Genomic DNA, 18,027 nt, shown 5'->3' on the forward strand with positions numbered 1-18,027 from the left:
GAGCGAGCCGAAGGCCCGCTCTCGGCTGCTGCATGACTCGCTAGCGGTCCTCGTCAGCGCCCCTTGGGAGCCTTCTTGGCGGCCTTCTTCGTCGCCTTCTTCGCCTTCCTGGGGCCCTTGAGCATCTCCAGGGCCGCATTGACCTCATCGATGGCCTGTTTGAGTTCGCCCTGGCGTTTGGTCAACAGCTGTTCCAGCTTGGCCTTCTGCTGCTCGGTGAGGTTGTCGTCATCCATTAATTTGATGATCGCTTGATACATCGTTCAATGTCCCCTTGGTTTGAAAATGTCCGGCAGGACCCACAAAACCCGCGCCCCGCAAGCGATCTCATCCTCTAACAGCCGAACGTTGCCGTCAAAGGTCTTGCACTACTCCGCACGACTTTGCTTGCTGCGATGCGCGCGCCGGATGGCCGGCCGCGAATCCTGCGGCAACCGAACCGGACGATCGGGCGTCTCGACCGCCTGCGCCAGCACCGCTGCGTAATCCCTCAGCCAGGCCTTGACGGTCTTCGTCTCGATCAGGTCCGACTTGTAGATGCAGGCGCCGCCGATGCCCGTCGCAGTCTCCTCGATCATGATCGCCAGATGGGAGCCGTCGACCGGCAGCACGGGGCGGCCCTGCGCGGTCGCGCTGTCGAAGCGCTCGACGGCCAGTCCGGAGAGCGTGAACGGCTTCGGAATGGCGTTCTGGAACACGAAGAAGACCTGAACCAGCACGGACGGGTCGAGATCGCCTGCGCGCGACAGCTCGGCGACGAGGGTCTCGAACGGCAGCTCCTGCCGGGCATGCGCCTCCAGCACGCCTTGACGGATGCTGCGGAGGATGTCGCGGAACGACAGGTCGGCATCGAGTTGGCTGCGTATGATCGTCGTGTTCTCCACCGGCCCGACGATCCGCTCGGTCCAGCGCTCGACCCGGTTGGCCATGGTGGTGCCGACGCAGACGTCACGTCGGCCGGTGCGCAACGCCAGCATTGCCTTGAAGCCCGCCAGCAGCGCCATGAAGAGGGTGGCTCCTTCACCGCGGCTCAGTCGCGACAGCCGGTCGATCAACTCGCCCCGCAGGTGGAAAGTTTCGGTGTCGATGCGCGAACTCAACAGCTCGCCGGCACCGACGCCCGGAGCGGTGAAGACGGGTGGGGCGCCCCGCAGGCGATTTTTCCATTCGGCAAGCTGGCCGGCGGCGGTCTCGCTCGCGCACCACTTCGTCTGCTGGGCCGCGAAATCAAAAAACGATCCTTCGAGGCGCGGGAGAGCTTCGTCACGGCCGGAAGCATGACCGGCGTAGAGCATCGCAATCTCTTCGAACAGCACCCCCATGGACCAGCCATCGACGATGAGATGATGCATGATCAAGAGCAGCACATGGTCGTCCGGACCAAGCCGCAACAGCCGCGCCCGCAACAGCGGGGCACGCGCCAGCTCGAATGGCCGCCACGCTTCCTGCGCGATGCGCAGCTCGGCCTTCTTGAGCACGAGAGCCTGGGCGCGTCTATCGCCCGCGGGCGCGGCCATCGAAAGGTTCTCGACGTCGAGCAAGGATGTCACCGCGGACGGCTCGAGCACGAGCGCTCGCGGCCCGTCATGCTCCCAGCCGAAGCCCGCGCGCAGCGAATCGTGTCGGCGCACGATGTCCACGAGACTGCGTTCGAGCGCGGCGACGTCCAGCGCTCCGCGCAGGCGGAAGGCGTAGGGCAGGTTGAACCGCGGCAGGCCGGGGAGCTCGCGCTCGGTGCGAACGATCTGGTCCTGCTGGATGGAGATTGCCGGCTGAGCCTCGGGACGGTGCGGGACATCGGGCGCCCTGGGCATGGCCAATGCGCGGGCCTGATCGATGCGCAGTGCCAGCGCCTCGATGGTGCTGGCCTCGAACAAGGCTCGAATGGGAAGCGTGACGCCGAGCGCACTCGCCACGCGCGCCAGCACGCGGCCGGCGAGCAGGGAATGGCCACCGAGGTCGAAGAAATTGCTGGTTACGCCGGAGACCTCGTGGCCGAGCACGTCCGTCCAGATGGCGGCGAGCAACCGCTCGGTCGGCGTCCGCGGCCGCACATCGTCGCTGCTCTTGACCGCGCGGACCGATCCCACCGCGGCGACCGCTGCCAATGCAGATCGGTCGAGCTTGCCGTGGGCGGTCACCGGCAGCTGATCCAGCACGACATAACCGGCCGGAATCATGTGGCCGGGAAGTCTCGCGCGCATGAAGCCGTTCAGCTCATCGATATCGGGTGGCGTCCCGTCGGCGGTCACCACATAGGCGGTCAACTGCATGTCGTCTGTGCGCGTCTCGCGCGCCACGACCGCCGCGGTTCGCACCGCCGGGTGCTGGGCCAGAGCGTGCTCGACGTCCTCGAGTTCGACGCGGCAGCCGCGGATCTTCACCTGATGATCGACGCGGCCGAAGCATTCCAGCGTGCCGTCGGCGCGCCAGCGCGCCAGATCGCCGGTGCGATACAGGCGGGCCCCACGCGTTCGCGAGTATGCTTCGGGCAGAAATCGGCTGCGCGTCTGGCCAGGATCCTTGTAGTAGCCGAGCCCGACCGCAACGCCGCCGACAAAGAGCTCGCCGGCCACCCCGATTGGAGCAGGCCGCAGACGCCGGTCCAAGACGTGGAGCCGGACGTTGGCGATGGGGCGCCCGATCGGCACGGTTGCCGACGCGGCCGGCGGCGCCGTCATGCGATGGGTCGCCACGTCGTCCGAGCACTCGGTGGCGCCGTAGGCATTGATCAGGGGCACGCCGGGAAAGTGTCCGAACCAGTCCGCACAGAGATCCGGCGCCAAGCTCTCGCCGGTCGATATCAGCGCGCGAAGCTGCCCGAGTGCGCGGCGCGTGCTTGCCTCGGGCTCCGGTTGCAGCAACGCGCGCAATTGGCTCGGAACGATCTCGAGAACGGTCGTGCCTTCGCGCGCCATCTCGCGCACGAGCAGGGCGGCATCCTGGACGGCGTGATCCTCGACGATTTGAACCCGCGCCCCGACCATCAAGGGTGCGAGACATTGCCAGATCGCAATGACGAAGCTCTGCGGTGACGTCTGGGCGATGACGTCGCCAGCAGACAGATCGAGGTCGGAGATCTTGGACAGCAGATGATTGACCATGCCCCTCTGCGCAATCATCGCCCCCTTGGGCTCCCCGGTCGAGCCCGACGTATAGATGATGCAGGCGAGCGAGGAGGGCGCCCGGCGCGGCGGCGCCACACGCACCGGCCCTGCGCTGGCGATGTCGTCGATCAGCAGAATGCGCGGTTGCGCCTTGCGCGGCATGTCCGACACGATCGATTGCAGCGAAGCCATGGTCCGCTGCATGGCCAAGACGATCCGGGCTGCGCTGTGTTCGAGGATCTTCACCTGCCGCATCGCCGGCACCGCCGGATCCAGCGGCAGGAACGCGGCGCCGCACTGCTGAACGGCGATCATCGCCGCAACGAGATCGGCGCCGCGCTCGGCGAACAGGACCACCACCTCGCCCCGATTGACGGACAGTCGTTTCAGTCGGCTCGCGATGCCCCCGGCCTTCTGCGCCAGCTCGGCATAGCTCAGCCGGGTCTCGCCGCACGAGACGGCCGGAGCCGCCGGGGTGCGATCGACATGGCGAGCGAACCGGGCGAGGAAATCATTGGTCCGGACGACTGCGGCCGGCGCTGCAGCCGCGCCATCGAGGATCCGGCGTTCTTCAGCGGCGGACAGCAGCGGCAGATCGGAGAACGGCAGATCGGGGCACGCGAGGATCTGCTCCAGCAGGTTGCGGAAATGCATCGCCATCCGTTCGATCGTTGCGGGTTCGAACAGCTCGGTGCTGTATTCGAGCCAGCCGTTCAGTGCGCCCGCGTCGTCGATCAGCTCCAGGACGAGATCGGATCGCGCGATGCCGGGGTCCGGGTCGATGGTGCTGATCTCGAGGCCCTGCAGGTCGAGCGGCTTCGCTGCCTTCTGCAGAATGAACATCACCCGGAACAACGGATTGCGATCGAGGCTTCGCGGCAGGCGCAGCGTCCGCAGGATCTCCTCGATCGGCAATTCCTGGTTTCGATAGGCCTCGAGCGTCACGTCGCGCACGCGCTTCAGCACGTCCTGGAAGCTGGGATCGCCGGTGAGATCCGTCCGCAGCACGATCGCGTTGGCGAACATGCCGATCAGGCGTTCGGTCTCCAGCTGGCTGCGGTTGGCAATCAGCGAACCGACGGCGATGTCGAAATGATCCGTGTAGCGCGCGAGCAGGCACTGAAACGCGCCGAGCAGCGTCATGAACAGGCTGACGTGGTTGGCACGGCTGAACGTGCGCAGCCTGTTCGACAGCTTCGTGGTCAACCGCAGCGGCACACGGGCGCCGCGGCCGCTCCATTGCTCCGGCCGCGGACGGTCGGTTCGCAGCGGCAGCTCGGTCAGTCCCTCCAGGCGCTTGTGCCAATAGCTCAACTGCGCCGCGGCGGCCGGCGTCGCCAGCCATTCGCGCTGCCATTGCACGTAGTGCCGGTATTGCAGCGGCGGTTCGTCGAGGAGGCACGGCAAGCCCTGACGTCGGGCGTTGTAGAGCGTTTCGAGCTCGCTGAAGAACAGCCGGTGTGACCAGCCGTCCGTGATCAGATGATGCAGCTTGACGAGCAGGATGTGATGGTCGTCGCCGAGCTCGAGCAGCTGAATGCGGACGGGTGGCGTTGTCTCGATCTCGAACGGTGAACGCAGCAGCTCCAGCATGTGCGCCTGAACAGCCGCTCTCCCTGCAGCGCGCGGCACGTGGCGGAGGTCGATCCTTTCAAGCCGCGCTCGCTGGGTGGTCACGCTCTGCGTCACATCGCCGTGCCGCTCGGGAAAGATCGAGCGCAACGTCTCGTGTCTCCAGCAGATCGTGGCCAGACTCGCATCGAGTGCGGCATGATCGAGGGCGCCGGACAACACCATGCCGGAGATGACATGGTATTTGGACGAGATCGGATCGATTGCGCCGAGCAGGTGGATGCGCTGCTGCTGCAGCGACAGCGGGCCATTCTGGTCCGGAGCCATGGCCGGTTGGAGGCGATCGGCGCGGGTCCGGTCCTGCCGCTTGTCGATCAGGTACGCCAGGGCGGCAACGCTCGGTGCGTCGAAGATGTCCTTGAACGTCACGTTGGCGGCGAAGCGCGCTCGCAAGCGCGCGATCAGCTGCGTGATGGTCAGCGAGTCGGCGCCAAGGGCAAAGACGTCCTCGTTGACGCCCAACTCGGCAAGGCCGAGCAGATCCGCCCACATGCGCGCGAGCTGCCACTCGGTTTCCGAACGCGGCGGCACCAGATGGCCTTCACTGTGGATATGCGATCGCGGCATCGCGATCGACAGCCGGCCGGCCAGTTCGCTGCGGGCGATGTCGCCCTGGTCGTCGGCCGGGAACGCCGCCACGACGCGGATCAGGCCGGGCACTTTGAAGCGCGCCAGCCGCTCGCTCGCGAAGCGGCGGAGCTTCTTGACGTCGATCTTGTGCTGCGGCCTTGCGATCACCGCGGCCGCGACGTCTTCACCCAGTCGGGTGTGGGGGATCGGGAAGACCCTGGCCTCGGCCACGTCCGGGTGGCCCATCAGCGCGTTCTCGACCTCCTTCGGAGAGACCTTCTGACCGCCGCGGTTGATGATGTCAGCCTTGTTGATGCGTCCGAGCAGGAACAGATAGCCGTCGGAATCGAGATAGCCGAGGTCACCAGTGCGGAACCAGCCGTCGCGAAACGCGGCGCGGGTCGCACGCTCGTTCTTGGTGTAGCCGCGCGTGATCGCGGGTCCCCGGAGCACGACCTCGCCACGTTGTCCGGTCGCGAGCGGGCGCCCCTCATCATCCACGAGCGCGATGGCCGCACCGGCGGACTTGCCGACCGAGCCGCGCTTGCGCAATTCCGGAGGATTGGCTGCGATCTGGCTTGCTGCTTCCGTCATGCCATAGGTCTCGATCACGGGAACGCCGAACAGGCTTTCCAGTTCGTCGAGCACGCTGATTGGCAGGGGAGAGGACGCGGACCGAATGAATCGCAGGCTGGTCCGTACAGCCTCCTTGCGCCGGCGGGCGGCTGCGATCAGCGCACGATGAATCGGCGGCACCGCGGTGTACCAGGTTGCGCCGAACGTCGTCAGCCAGTCCAGGAACGCGGTCGCCTCGAACTCATTCGGACAGACGACGCTCGATCCAGACACGAGCGCGGCGAGCAGGCCCGAGAACAAGCCGTGCGCATGCGTCACCGGCTGCACGTTGATCAGCCGGTCATCAGGCTGCAGAGCCAGTGTGAGGCCGACGCAATAGGCGGAATGGCAGATGCCGGCCTGCGTCAACGGCACCAGCTTCGGTTGCGCGGTGCTGCCTGACGTCAACAGCACGAAAGCATCGTCGGAGGGCTGGGGCGGATCGCACCTCACCGCAGGTCGCGAGGTCGAGCAGGTCAGGTCGAAGAAGCCGATCGTCTCGTGGGGATGCAGCGTGACGTCGATGACGGGCAGCCCCATGGCGTAGGCGACGCTGCGGCTGACGCTTTCGATCGCCGGAGAGGTCAGCAGCGCCGCGACCTCCAGATCGGTCAGCGCGCGCCGCACCTCGTCGGACGAGAACCCGGCGTGCAGCGGCACGCAGACCGCGCCGCAGGCCACCGCGACCGTGGCAACGGCAGCATCCGCGCCGTTCGGCAGCACGACGGCAACGCGGTCTGCCGAACTGATGCCGAAGCCGCGCAGGTCGGTGACGATGTCCGTCGTCCTCCGCCACAGCGCGCCGTAGGACAAGGGCTTCCGGCCCGGCGCCAGGATCGCCAATTGATCGGGCTGCGTGCCTGCGTAACAGGTGAGAGCCTCCGGGAGTGAACTGAACTGGCGCTGTGTGGTCCGGTTCGCCGGGGCCGCTGATTTGGCTGGGTTGTTCGACATGCCCGTTTCGAGAGATCCTACTTGGCGCGCAGCCGCGGCTTGGTTGGTTTCTTCTTGCTCTTGACGGGGAGTGCCACCGGCTTGATCGGGGCGCGCCGCCGCGTCATGAGGCCGGCCGGATGATCCTGCCTTGCTGCTTCGTCCCCGAGCGTCGCGAGTATCTCCCGCGTGAATTCCTGCAGCAGAGAGTTCGGCTGCATGGCCTGCGTGCCCAGATTGGTGAGCCAGTCGAACTCGGTGTCGAGCGTCTCCAGCTCGGGCTGGGCGTAGGCGCGCAGATCCTCGTAGTAGTGAGCGGCATCCTCGCAGAACAGGTCGCGCGCCAAGCCCTGGACCAGGCGTCGCAGGCCACGCTTGAGTCCGGGAATGGCCGCACCGGTGAGGCCCTGGCTCGGCATCGCGCCGAACGTGAACTGATGCAGGCGTCTGACGAATGGCGCCGCGCCCGGCGTGCGCTCGGTAAACTCGAACGCCGGGCCGAGATAGGGATGGCGGCCGAGCAGCTCGCTCCGTTCGCCGGCCGGCGGTTCAAAACGATCGCGCCAAAGCGCGATGTGGTCGACGATCGGACCGAGTTCGGGACGCGCTGTGAGATCGGTATCGAAGCCGGTGGCGAAGATGATGAAATCGAACTGGAAGGTTCGTCCGTTCGCCGTCACCTCTACGCCGTCAGCGCCGGGGCGCGCGGCGCTCCATTGGCTGTCGCCATGCCAGGCGAACTGCGCGTGACGACGGCAGCGCCAGACGCTCTCTTGCGTCGGCGGCACCGGCAGGTCTTCGAGGATGTGACGCATGAAGCGCCAGCGTTCGAGATCGGGCAGGTCGCCGAAATAGCCGAGCAGTCCGGCGAAGTTCATCCAGATCAGCGGATTGACGCGCGGAATGGCGGCGCGGCGGAAGCAGAGGTCGACGCGCGCGGCGCCGGCTTCCAGCGCGGTCCCCGCATTGTCGAAGGCCGAGGCGCCGACGCCGAGGATGCCGATGCGCTTGCCGCGCAGGCGGCTGAAGTCGATCTCGTCGGAGGAGTGCGCATAATGTTGCTTCGACAGATTTGCGATCAGCGCTTGCGGCAATCGCGGCCGGCCGCTGCCGTCGAACCCGGTGGCGAGCACGATCTTGCGCGCTGGCACCCGCTCGGTCCGGCCGGCGCGGAGAAGATGCGCGACCAGGAGATCGCCGGAAGGCTCGACCGACATGAGCTCGACCTCGTTCTCGACATTGAGGCCGAGGACGTCGCGGTACCAGTCGAGATAGTCTCGCCAGACCTCCTGGGGCAGCCTCTGCATCCGCTCCCACGCGTCGCGGCCGAACTGCGCTTCGTACCAGGCGCGTGCAGTGAGGCTCGGGATGCCGAAGTCGATGCCGTCGACGTCCTTCGGCGTCCGCAGGGTCGTCATCCGGGCGAAGCGGCGCCATGGGCCTTCGCGGCCACGCGGATTGCGGTCGATGATCCTGATGTTGGTGATCTGCTCGCGCTGCAGGCCGAAGGCCGTGCCGAGCCCGCTCTGGCCGCCGCCGACGATCAGCACATCGACGGCCGGCACGCCGTCGAGCGTGCGCGCGCAGGTCCATTCCCGGGATGGATATCCAAGGTAGGTCAGCTCGCGCCGAACCCGTCGTGACAATTCGGTGATGCTCATGTGCACGCGTCCGGGCCGGAAAGGAAAAATGCCCGATGAAATCGCCCGGGCGCCCGGACGGTTGAAATGGTCGTCAGTACGCTTGCTACAAGGGAAGATCGTGTTGAAGGAGCATTAGGTCATTCCATCCTGGAAGTCCATCAGATTACCTCGCCAGCCGCAAGAGCCTTGCGGATGTGTGCAAGTTCGGCCTCGTCCGCGATCACGTCGAGGATCATGGTCGTGACGTTCTGTTCGGCGAGACGGCGCAGCCGCGCGCCGATCTCGTCGTAGCTGCCGACGAGATAGGGACAGTCGGACTCGAAGGTGAGGTACGGCAGCAGCCAGTAGCCGTTGTCATGAATGTCGCCGGACTGTCCTGCGTCCCTCAACTGCCGTTTCCAGACCGAGTCGGTCTGCGCCATGCTGTAGTCGAGCAGGGCGCGCTTCTCGGCGTCGTCCCGGAACAGCATGGTCGCTTCGCGCACGGCCTGGTCGCGCGTCGGCCGTGCGAAGATCCCGAGATTGACGCCGGGGGATGTCACGCCCTTGTCGAGGTCGGGCGGCAGCATCTGCATCATCAGGCAGCCAGTGTCACGCGCGATCAGATGCGCCGCCTCGGATTGCCCGGCGATCAGGAATTCGGGCATCAGCGCCGGCGGCAGGGCCGGTCGGAGCTGCAGATGCTCCGTGCTGTAAAACTGGCCTCGGAACGTCAGCGGCCGCGTGCTGGACAGGAGCTGGCGGACGATCTCGATGAATTCGGCGAGCCGTGCGTAGCGGTCGGAGTGCGACAGCGTCTCGCCCAGGCTCTGCAGATCGCTGGTCGCTGCGCCGGTGATCATGTTCAGGAACAATTTGCGGCTGTGCAGCAGCGCCAGCGAGGTGACGAATTTGGCGACCGTGAACGGATGCATGTAGGCAGGGTTGACCGCGATCAGCGGCGCGCAGCTCCGTGTGTGCGCCAGGACGTGCTGCGCCATCGGCCATGGCTCGATCAAGGTGTCGTTGCCCGCGAACAGCAGGATCCCCGCGAGCCCAGCCTCGTCGCTGAAGCGGGCGAGGCGCAGCAATTGGCCGACATGCTCGCGGGGCGGAAGGTTGCGCGGAACGGTCGCAAAGATGCGAATCTTTTTGCTCATCTGCCAAGGCCCCGCGAAATACCGAACGAACGCCACCGAACCGTCGTCAGGCTTGATCATAGACCTTGGTGGGCCGCAAGCACGTTTGCGCAGCGGGTGTCGGGGATGGCGAGCGTTTCGCTCCGACCGGGACGGGGCCGAATCCGTGCCCAAGGCGGCATTGGCCTCGGTTCGCCCGTCGGTTGTACCGGGTGCTCGGCCGGATCGCGCCACAGATGACATCGCAGCGCAAAGCATGCTATCCGGTGATCGCGACGTGCATCGCGCGGCATGGGCTTCCGAGACGTAGAACTCGATACAATTTCTCACCATGAGCCGACGAGCCGCGCCGATCAAATCAACGATCAACCTGCTCGACGATCTGCTCGACGACTTCCTGGCGCCATGTTGGACAACACCAAAGCGAGAGTCGAGGAGCGGACCGCTGCGCAGCGGACGGGAATCCTTGCCGCGTTGACCAGGGGCGCCCCGCGGTCCGCCATCGACCGGCGCTGGACGCCGCGCATCATCGTCCTCAGCGGCCTCGTGCTGGCGATCTTGTGCGATGCGTTCGTCGCCCACATGCTGTCGGTGAACTATTGGGAGACCTATCGATCGACCGAAGCCGCCAACGGCGATCTCGCCCGCGCGCTCGAAGAATACATGCTGCGCAACATCCAGGCCGTCGACGTTCTGCTGAGCACGACCATCGACAATCTGGCGAAGAATCCGTCGCTGCAGACCCCCGGCAATCCTGCGCTGATCGAGGATCTGAAACAGCGTGCGGCGCCATACCCGGTTGCGAATGCGATCGTCGTTCTCGATGCCGAGGGCAAGCTGCTGGCCGACATTTTCGGCAATGGCGGCCCTGGCCGCGAACAGAATTTCGCCGATCGCACCTACTACCAGGCCCAGCGCGATGACCCCCATCGCGGGCTCTTCATCGACGTGCCGGTCGAATCCCGCGTGCGCAAGACCATTGTCATCGCCGTCAGCCGCGCGTTCTTCACGCGGGACGGACGGTTCGGCGGCGTCGTGTTCGTGCCCATCGACTACAACAATCTGCGAAAGTTCTTCCTGTCCCTCAACGTCGGGGAACGCGGCAGCGTGACGCTGTACCGCGACGACGGCACCATCCTGCTGCGCACGCCCCACGCGGACGCGCTGGCCGGCCGCAACGTTCGCACCAATCACCTGTTCACGCACTATCTTCCGCAGGCGGCTTACGGAAGCTTCGAAGGCAGTGGAATCACCGACGGCATCTCGCGCAGCATCAGCTATCGGCGGGTCGCCGGCCTGCCGCTGGTGGTGACCGTGGCGCGGCATCCGATCGAGTATCTGGCCGGCTGGAAGAACAATGCGCTCTACTACAGCCTGGCCGCCGCGGCGCTCAATCTGCTGATCGTCGGCTTCGGTCTCGGCCTGGCGCGGCAATGGCAGCTGCGCGCGAGTTCGGAACGGGCGCTGCGCGACAATCTCGAGCAGCATCAGCTGGTCACCGAGAACGTGCCCGCTCTGATCGTCCATGTCGGCTCCGACGGCCACATCCGTTACGCCAACCGCGTCGCCCGCGAATGGTATGCCGAGCCGTCCGCCAAGGCCATCCGCAGCCGCCGGATCGACGACTTCATCGATCCCATGCGCATCGGCGAAGCGCGGCTGCGGATCGAGGCCGCGATGGCCGGCCGCACCGTGGCCGGCGAGGAGAGGGTGGTGTTTCCCGACGGACGCGAACGCTGGTGCGAGACCATCCGGGTGCCCGACAGCAGCCAGGACGGCACGGTGCGCGGATATTTCGTGCTGTCGGTCGACATCACCGAGCGCAAGCGCATCGAGGACGAGCTGCGCCAGGCGCAGAAGATGGAGGCGATCGGGCAATTGGCCGGCGGCATCGCGCACGACTCCAACAACATGCTGGCGGCGGCGCTCGGCAATCTCGATCTGCTGCTCGACACCTTGCCGCCCGCCGAGGACGACGCCCGCGGCATGGTCGAGCGCGCGATCGAGGCGGCCGAGCGCGTCGCCGATCTCAACCGCCGCCTGCTTGCCTTCGCCCGCAAGCAGACGCTGCGGCCGCAGGTCACCGACGTCAACGAGCTCGTCAGCGGAATGACGACGATCCTGCAGCGGACGCTCGGCGAGACTGTCGAGATCGAGCTGGCGCAGGAGCCGATGCTGTGGCGGTGCCTGATCGATTCGACGCAGCTGCAGAATGCGCTGCTCAACCTCGCGCTCAACGCGCGCGACGCGATGGCCGGCAGCGGCCGCATGACGATCACGACCGCCAATGCCGTGCTCGACCAGCCGCTCGATGACGGCGACGAGCGCATCGCGGCCGGCGAATACGTCACCATCGCGGTGTCGGACAAGGGCGCCGGCATGCCGCCCGAGGTCGCGCGCCGCGCCTTCGAGCCGTTCTTCACCACCAAGGAGTTCGGCAAGGGCAGCGGGCTCGGGCTGAGCATGGTGTACGGCTTCGCCAGGCAATCCGGCGGCACCGCCCTGATCGCGAGCCGGGTGGCCGAGGGCACGCGCGTCACGCTGTATCTGCCGAGCGCCGGCCCCGGCCCCCTCGAGGGTCCCCGCGGCGGAACGATCCGGCTGCCGCGATCCGTGACCGGCGAGCGCATCCTCGTCGTCGAGGACAATCCGCTGGTTTGCGCCATGGCCTCCACCATGCTGAGCTCCATGGGCTACGTCCCGGTCGTCGTCACCAGCGCGGCCGCCGCGATCGTCGAACTGGAACGGCCGCAGCCGATCGCACTGCTCTTGACCGACATCGTGCTGCCGGACGGCGTGACCGGCATCGAGCTCGCACAGCAGGCGCGCCGCCGCTGGCAGGAGCTGCCGATCCTGTTCATGTCCGGCTTCGCCGATCCCTCGCTGGTGCCGGAGGAGTTCCGCGCCACGACGCGGCTGCTCGCCAAGCCGTTCCGTCTCGGCGAGCTGTCGGAGGCGATCGCCTCGGCGCTGGCCGGCAAGGTCGCCGCCGGCAACGCCGCGAGCTGAGCGCCGCCACCATGCTGTGAACCGGCTGCTGCCGCGCGCGGCAGCGAGATCGAAACATGACGTCGCCGCCTCGCGGCGCCGATGCGTCCGAGCTGTGCCGGTGGTCTCGCCCTCGAATGAGCCGAGGGCGCAGGGAATGCCGGGAGCTGGCCGCCCCCATGGCCCGCCTGCGAAAAAAATGCAGGCGGCAGGTACCACAGGTTCAGCCGAGACATCCCGGCATTCCCCGCGCGATGGTTTTGACGGCTTATACGTCCTCTCCCCGGGGACCGGCTGTCTTGCCCCCGTCACCCGCGCAGCGCCAACGCGCTGCCGCGAGCTTGGCCTCAGCACCGGGAGGCCAGGACCCTACGATTTCGCCGGCGCATCGGAAACGTTCGTCCGCATGACCTCGTCACGCTGCGCTCCGACGCGCCCACCGCATCCCACCCCGCGTGCCGTGACGTTCGCGAAACGCCCCTCGTGCCGAGGCGGGACGGGGAGATACAATCATGATTTCGGTAAAATAGAAATAGGAATATTTTTCGCGGCAGGACTGGACAGGGGTGATGTGGTTGAACCGGCGAGAGAAATGAGTTTGCGGGCGCACGCCTATTTGGCGTGACAAGGGATCTCGGCGCGCCGACTACTGCCTGCCTCCACCAATCCACCGCCCCAATCCCTCTGCCAAGCCGTCGAACATCGCGCGGATCGGTGGTGAGTCCTTCTGGTCCTGATGGGCGGCGAGCCAGCAGTCCAACTCGAAGGTGATCTGGTCGGGGAGCACCGGGAGCAGCGCTGGATTGCGCTTGGCCATGGCCGTCTGCATGCCGCCGATGCCGAGGCCGGCTTCGATGGCGGTGACCTGCGCGACGTCGGAGTCGGTGCGGTAGGAGAAGAGCTCGCGCGAGATCGGCAGCTGTGAGCTGGCGACCGAGCGCGCGGAGTGATCGTCACGGTCGAAGCCGATGATGTGATGTGCGGCGAGTTCTTCGATCGTCTCCGGCAGGCCGTAACGATCGATGTAGTCGCGGTGTGCATAGAGTCCCAGCGGAATGCTGCCGAGCCGGCGCGCGACCAGGCCGTCCTGCACCGGGCGGACCATTCGCACTGCGATGTCGGCGTCGCGCCGCAGCAGGTCGTCGGTGCGGTTGTTGAGCACGAGCTCGATGACGATGTCCGGAAAGCGGCGGCGGATGTCGGCGAAGATCGCCGGCAGCACGAAGGTGCCGACGATCTCGCTGGCCGAGATCCTGACGACGCCGCGCGGCTGACGTGCATCGCCGCCGGTTCTGGCGGTGCGCACCAGGGCCGCGAACGCCGCCTCCATCGCCTCGGCATGCGGCAGCAGCGCCGTCGCCGCCTCGGTCGGCAGCAGGCCGGCCTGCGAGCGGGTGAACAGGGCGACGCCGAGGCCGGCTTCCAGCTCATCGATATGCCGGCCGACGGTCGGTTGCGTCAGGCCGGTGGCGCGCGCCGCCGCCGACAGGCTGCCGCGCCTGACGACCGCGAGGAACGAGCGCAGCAGGCTCCAATCCGAGGGCTCCGTCTTCATACAAAAACGTATAGCATCTCAAGGAAGATTGGCAATTTTCGTTTGGAGCAGGGCGGCCCAGATTGCTGGAAACAGCAAGGAGATCGACCATGTCCCAAGCCACGAACACCCCGACCGCCCTGGTCCTCGGCCTCACCGGCGCAATCGGCGGCGCCATCGCCAAGGCGCTGGCGCGGCGCGGCTTTGTCATCCGCGCGCTCACGCGGAGGCCCCCCGGCCAGCGACCGCTGCTGGATTTCCCGGTCGAGTGGCGTGAGGGCGATGCGCGCGATGCGGCTTCGGTGCTCGCGGCCGCCGAGGGGGCCAGCCTGATCATTCACGGCGTCAACCCGCCGGGCTATGCGCGCTGGCGCGAGGAGGCGCTGCCGATGCTCGCTAACACCATCGCCGCCGCCAAGGCGGCCGGTGCGACCATTGTGTTTCCCGGGAACGTCTACGTCTACTCGTCGGCGTCGCCAGCGCGCGTCAGCGAGACCTCGCCGCGGCAGCCGACGACGCGCAAGGGCCAGGTGCGGCTCGAGATGGAAGAGATGCTCGAGCAGGCCGCGCGCGACCACGGCGTCCGCGTGATCGCGGTCAGGGCCGGCGACTTCTTCGGCCCCGGCGTCGGCAATTCCTGGTTCGCGCAGGCGCTGGCGAAAGGCGGCCGCGCGGCCACATCGCTGCAGCGGCTGGCGCGGCCGGGCGCCGGTCATGCCTGGGCGTTCGTGCCCGATCTCGCCGAGACCTTTGCGCGCCTCGTCGACATTAGGGCCGAGTTGCCGAACTACACGATGCTGAACTTCGCCGGCCACTACGATGCGACCGGTCACGACATGACCGAGGCCGTCCGCCGCGCGCTGGGCCGGCCCGACCTGCCGGTCAAGCCGTTCCCGTGGATCGTGCTGTGGCTCGCCGCACCGTTCGTGCGCTTCATGCGCGAGGCGATCGAGATGCGATGGCTGTGGACTAAGAGCCTCGCGCTCGACAACAGCCCGCTCGTCGGCCTGCTCGGGGCAGAGCCGCATACGCCACTCGACGACGCCGTGGGGGCGGCGTTGGGATAGCCCTGAACAGTTAGTTGGAAGAGGTTTGCTCAAAAACCTAGTTTGAGATCTGGATCGACGCTGCCGCGCGACTTCCTGAAGACCTCGACAAACGGATCGTGCGTCGTGCCGGTCGGTTGACCTTTCGACGGAACCTTCCGTTCGGATCGTCGGCGAGCCGGACGATCGCTCTCGTCAGTCCCGCGTGCTGATCGATTTTTGCGAGGTGGCTTGGCCTTGCGCATTGGAGCCTGATGCTACGAAGCTGTCCCGTCTTGAACAATGATCAGTTGCGGACCTGTATTCAATGCCGCCCGCCCTTCACTCCACCGCATCCTTCTTCGCAATCCTATGCAGCTGCTCGAACAGATCGGCCTGCTCGCTGGTGCACAGACACACGCCCTGCGCCGACTCCGCTTCGCCGGCGTTGAGGTAGGCGTGGCCCATGGTGCTGTCGATGTAGATGCCATCCCCCTCGTGCAGGATCTCGGGCGCGTAGAACTCGGTGTGCACGGCGATGGTGCCGCGCGTGACCAGGAAATATTCCTCGCCGCTGTGGCGGAGCAGGGGGCCGAACTCATCGAGCGTGCGCGCGCGCACCTCGGCGAGCATCGGCACCATGCGCTTCCCGATCAGGTCGGTGCATTGATAGGTGTAGGTGTAGAACCGGGTGTTGACGATCTGGCCCTGGCCGGCACGGCTGATGCTGCGGCGGGCGGTCACCGGCCGGCCGGTCTCGGGGCGCGGCGCCGCCGGGCTGAACAGCTCGGCGATGTCCATCTGCAGGCCGGAGGTCAGCTGCAGCAGCTTGTCGTAGGTCAGCGACATCAGGCCGTTCTCGACCTTCGACAGGGTCGACAGCGCCATCCCGGTCTTCTCCGCGACCTGCTTCAGCGTCAGGCCGCGCGCCTGCCGGGCCGCCTTCAGGCAGTGGCCGAGCTGGGAATGGGGGCCTTCGGCGGACGCGCTGATGGCGGTATCGGTCACTGGTGTCTCCGGAAAATCCGTTAGCGGATCGGGCATATCGCGACGCCGCCACCGGCTGGCCAATCTGGCGCGAAAGCGCAGCACAATCAATCATCTGTCTGCACGCCCCATGGGCATGCATGAACAGCGGTGGAACTGTGCGTTTTCGCCTCGTGCATTCTATTTCTTATATGCTAAATAGTTTTCCGATTTGGAAAGAGAAGCCCCCCGTGACGTCGATCTGCGACCACACTGCCAATGAGCTGGTCAAGCTCCTGAAATCAAAGGCGATCTCGCCGGTCGCTCTGCTCGATTCGTGTCTGGAGCGGATTGCCGCGGTCAACCCGGCGGTCAACGCCGTCGTCACGCTCGACGAGGCGGAGGCCCGCGCGGCGGCCAAGCGGGCGGAGGCTGAGCTGCTGGCCGGGCAGGACAGGGGCCCGCTGCACGGCCTGCCGGTGCTGATCAAGGACACCCAGGACACCGCCGGGATGCGCTCGACCTATGGCAGCCCGATCCTGGCCGACAACGTGCCGGCCACCGACCAGGCCTCGGTGGCGCGGCTGCGCGCGGCCGGCGCGATCATTTTCGGCAAGACCAACACCCCGGAATGGGCCGCCGGTGGCAACACCCGCAATCCGGTGTTCGGCGCGACCGGCAATCCGTTCGATCCGATGCGCTCGGCGGCCGGCTCCTCCGGCGGCTCGGCGGTGGCGCTGGCCTGCGGCATGACTCCGCTGGCCTCGGGCTCCGACACCGGCGGGTCCTTGCGCAATCCGGCCGGCTTCTCCGGAATCGTCGGCATGCGCCCGTCCTATGGCCTGGTCGCCAGCGAGAAGCGCGCCCATGGCTGGTCGTGCCTGTCGACCGACGGGCCGATGGCGCGCGACGTCGCCGACACCGCGCTGATGCTGTCGGTGATGGCCAGCGACGATGCGCGCGACCCGCTCGCCTATACCTTGCCGGGCGAGGCGGTGCGGGGCGCGCCTGCGCGCTGGGCCACGCCGCCGCGCGTCGATCTCGCCAAGCTTCGCCTGGCTTTCACCGAGGACTTCGGCTTCGCGCCGACGGAAGCCTTGATCCGCCGCGCCTTCCGCGCCCGCGTCGCGCGCATCGCGCCACTGTTTGCCGAGGCAGCCGAAGCCACGCCGGATTGCAGCGGCGCCGACGAGACGTTTGCGGTGCTGCGGGCGTCGCTGTTCCTCACCCAGCATGGCAAGAACTATCGCGAACGGCCTGACATGATCGGGCCGAACGTGCGCGCCAATGTCGAGGAGGGGCTGTCCTACAGCCTCGACGATTTTTCCCGCGCGAGTGCCAACCAGACCCGCATCTATCGCGCCTATCAGAGCTTCTTTGCTCGGCACGATGTGCTGATCAGCCCGACCATCACGTTGAGCCCGCGGCCGTGGTCGGAGCTGTATCCGGCCGAGATTGACGGTGTGCCGACGCGTTCCTACTTCCATTGGCTGGCGCTGGCGTATGCCGTGACCTTGGCCGGTCATCCGGCGCTGAGCCTGCCGCTCGGCCTCGACGAGAATGGCTTGCCGTTCGGGCTGCAGATCATCGGCCCGCGCGGCGGCGATGCGCTGGTGCTCGGTGTCGCCGCGGCGCTGGAGCAGGCGTTTGCCGGCGATGCTGATCTGCGTCGTCCGCAGCCTGATCTGGCTCGGCTCGCCGGCCTGCCGCCGTTGGCGCAGGCACCCGGTTTCATGGCGTGGGATTGAGGCCTGACCGCATGATCATCGACAGGCATGGTCGACAGGTTTTGCAACTGACAATGTCCGACGCATCGGTGCAGGCGCAGATGACGGCGGATGTGAAGATCGAGATCATGGTCGTCGCGGCGGCGCGGACCTGAGCAGGAGTGATGAC

Annotated in this window: 10 protein-coding genes; 4 read left to right on the forward strand and 6 right to left on the reverse strand. The window is 66.8% G+C overall.

Translation table 11 applies throughout. The annotated features are described in order from the left end of the window. Positions 1–53: 53 nt before the first annotated feature. The 4 genes from ACQR07_RS00155 to ACQR07_RS00170 all read right to left on the reverse strand — a co-directional run bounded on the left by ACQR07_RS00155 (position 54) and on the right by ACQR07_RS00170 (position 9,639). Complete coding sequence (locus ACQR07_RS00155) at positions 54–260, reverse strand: hypothetical protein (RefSeq protein ID WP_434900383.1); 207 nt, start codon at positions 258–260, stop codon at positions 54–56. 108 nt (positions 261–368) lie between these two features. Further along, positions 369–6,878, reverse strand: coding sequence for an amino acid adenylation domain-containing protein (locus ACQR07_RS00160; RefSeq protein ID WP_434900384.1), 6,510 nt, complete (start codon positions 6,876–6,878; stop codon positions 369–371). 17 nt (positions 6,879–6,895) lie between these two features. After that, a complete protein-coding gene (locus ACQR07_RS00165) occupies positions 6,896–8,518 on the reverse strand; it encodes an NAD(P)-binding domain-containing protein (RefSeq protein ID WP_434900385.1) in 1,623 nt (540 codons plus the stop codon). Between the two features lie 140 nt (positions 8,519–8,658). Then, positions 8,659–9,639 carry an LLM class flavin-dependent oxidoreductase gene (locus ACQR07_RS00170; RefSeq protein ID WP_434900386.1) on the reverse strand — a complete coding sequence of 327 codons (981 nt, stop codon included), beginning with the start codon at positions 9,637–9,639 and terminating at the stop codon, positions 8,659–8,661. Positions 9,640–10,023: 384 nt separating this feature from the next. On the opposite strand from ACQR07_RS00170, the gene ACQR07_RS00175 reads away from it, so the two are divergent. Then, positions 10,024–12,627, forward strand: coding sequence for an ATP-binding protein (locus ACQR07_RS00175; protein WP_434900387.1), 2,604 nt, complete (start codon positions 10,024–10,026; stop codon positions 12,625–12,627). A 625-nt stretch (positions 12,628–13,252) separates the two neighbouring features. Here ACQR07_RS00175 and ACQR07_RS00180 read toward each other — a convergent pair. Continuing rightward, the gene (locus ACQR07_RS00180; protein WP_434900388.1) at positions 13,253–14,161 is read right to left on the reverse strand and encodes a LysR family transcriptional regulator; all 909 of its coding nucleotides are present in this window, start codon (positions 14,159–14,161) and stop codon (positions 13,253–13,255) included. Between the two features lie 89 nt (positions 14,162–14,250). On the opposite strand from ACQR07_RS00180, the gene ACQR07_RS00185 reads away from it, so the two are divergent. Next, positions 14,251–15,207: an NAD-dependent epimerase/dehydratase family protein gene (locus tag ACQR07_RS00185; RefSeq protein WP_434900389.1), complete on the forward strand. Its 957-nt coding sequence runs from the start codon at positions 14,251–14,253 to the stop codon at positions 15,205–15,207. Positions 15,208–15,507: 300 nt separating this feature from the next. Here the strand turns inward: ACQR07_RS00185 and ACQR07_RS00190 are convergent, their stop codons facing one another. After that, positions 15,508–16,173 carry a helix-turn-helix domain-containing protein gene (locus ACQR07_RS00190; RefSeq protein WP_434900390.1) on the reverse strand — a complete coding sequence of 222 codons (666 nt, stop codon included), beginning with the start codon at positions 16,171–16,173 and terminating at the stop codon, positions 15,508–15,510. Between the two features lie 209 nt (positions 16,174–16,382). Between ACQR07_RS00190 and ACQR07_RS00195 the strand changes: the two genes are divergently transcribed. Next, the gene (locus ACQR07_RS00195) at positions 16,383–17,879 is read left to right on the forward strand and encodes an amidase (RefSeq protein ID WP_434900391.1); all 1,497 of its coding nucleotides are present in this window, start codon (positions 16,383–16,385) and stop codon (positions 17,877–17,879) included. An 11-nt stretch (positions 17,880–17,890) separates the two neighbouring features. After that, positions 17,891–18,013, forward strand: coding sequence for a hypothetical protein (locus tag ACQR07_RS00200; RefSeq protein ID WP_434900392.1), 123 nt, complete (start codon positions 17,891–17,893; stop codon positions 18,011–18,013). Positions 18,014–18,027: the final 14 nt, after the last annotated feature.

Source organism: Bradyrhizobium sp. HKCCYLS20291, assembly GCF_051167715.1.
GTDB lineage: Bacteria > Pseudomonadota > Alphaproteobacteria > Rhizobiales > Xanthobacteraceae > Bradyrhizobium.